Below are 1,782 nucleotides of genomic sequence, written 5' to 3' on the forward strand. Positions count from 1 at the left end.
GGTGCTATCTTGCGGGAGCACCTCGTTAGGCGAGGCTCCTGGACGGACAAAGGCCACTGATCTGACGACGTCGAGAGACGCCCAAGATCAGGACAGATCTCCCCGGCTTAAGGGTTGGTCCCAAGTGGCTTCCCCGCTTCGGCGGTGATACGTCGTCCAGTGCCAAAGCTCAACGTGTGAGGGCCCAGCCGCCGGGTGGTCTCCGGCGTCCCTCTTTGTGCGTGATGACACTGTGCGTGATGACATGTGCGCGGTGACACTGTGCGCGGTGACACCGGCGGCTCGAGTAAGGAAGGCAGGTGTTCCCATGACCATCGACGTTGCAGCAGTCGGCTCAGCCCAGGGGTTGCGCCTGACTCCCTATGAGGCAATGGTGTCAGACCTGCTGTTTATTCGCAGGGAGCTGGAGATGGCGGGGATCCCGTTCCTGCTCATCCGCGGCGCGGACGGCCGGCCGGCGCTGGTCGTGGACATCGGCCTGCGCGCGCGGGTCGCCGAGGCGCTGATGGCCGCCTGCCTGGACGCGCCGCTGCGCGCCAAGATCTACGACGGCGCCGGACGCCGCTCGGTGTACCTCGGTGACGGGTTGTTGTCGGTCGACCCCGACCCGCGGCTGCTGCGGGTGTTCCGCCGGCGCCAATGCCCGCGGTCGGGGATTCGGTACGGCGCCTCAGCCGGGGTGGAGCTGCAGTTCTGGGTGTTCGACGGGAAGCGGGTCATCTGTCCGATCGAGAACTCGCTGACCCGCAAGACCTTGCCGCTCAGTGAGATTGTCTACACCACAGTAGAACTGCACGGTCTCACCTGGCCGACGATCGCCGGGATGTTCGCTCCGCACGCCGGCGACGTCACGTTCGACATCGACATGGTGTTCTCCTGGGTCGACGGCAACGACCCGGAGTTCCGCGCGCGCCGCGCGGCGTTGATGGCCGATTACGTTGTCGGCGAAGGCGACGACTCCGACGCGCGGATCCGCCAGATCGACGAGTTGCGCTACGCGTTGCGCTCGGTGCACGTCTTCGCGCCCTGGGTGCGAAGGATTTTCATCGCGACCGACTCGCCGGTTCCCGGATGGCTGGCGCCGCACCCGAAGATCACCATCGTGCGGGCCGCGGAGCACTTCACCGACTGCTCCGCGCTGCCGGTGTACAACAGCCACGCGGTCGAGACCCAGTTGCACCACATTCCCGGTCTGGCCGAGCATTTCCTGTACTCCAACGACGACATGTTCTTCGGCCGGAGCCTGTCGCCGGCAATGTTCTTCTCCCCGGGAGGGGTGACGAAGTTCATCGAAGCGGGCACCCGGATCGGGCTGGGCGCCAACAATCCCGAGCGCAGCGGCTTCGAGAACGCGGCCCGTGTCAACCGCCGGCTGCTGTGGGACAGGTTCGGCAAGATCATCACCCGCCATCTCGAGCACACGGCTGCTCCGCTGCGCAAGAGCGTGCTCGCCGAACTGGAGCGGGAATTCCCCGAGGACTTCGCGCGCACTCAGGCCAGCCGATTCCGGTCCAGCACCGACATCTCGGTGACCAACTCGCTGTATCACTACTACGCGTTGATGACCGGGCGCGCCGTGCAGAACGAGTCGGCCAAGGTGCTCTACGTCGACACCACCACGCGGTCCGGGCTGGCCAAGCTGCCCAAGCTGCTCAAGAAGCGCAACGTCGACTTCTTCTGCCTCAACGACGGCAGCTTCCCCGAGGTCAGTGCTGCCGAGCGGGCCCGAGTGGTCGGCGAGTTCCTGGAACGCTACTTCCCCGTGCCGGCGCCCTGGGAACG

Annotated in this window: 1 protein-coding gene and 1 riboswitch; the gene reads left to right on the forward strand. The window is 66.0% G+C overall.

Going from position 1 to position 1,782, the window contains the following annotated elements; genetic code table 11:
* Positions 1-14: 14 nt before the first annotated feature.
* A riboswitch (M-box (ykoK) riboswitch) is annotated at positions 15-188 on the forward strand.
* Between the two features lie 119 nt (positions 189-307).
* Positions 308-1,782, forward strand: a 1,475-nt coding sequence (locus F6Q13_RS17250) for a stealth family protein (protein ID WP_293059169.1), incomplete at its 3' end; no start/stop codon positions are given.

It is taken from the genome of Mycobacterium sp. (assembly GCF_008709575.1).
Lineage (GTDB): Bacteria > Actinomycetota > Actinomycetes > Mycobacteriales > Mycobacteriaceae > Mycobacterium.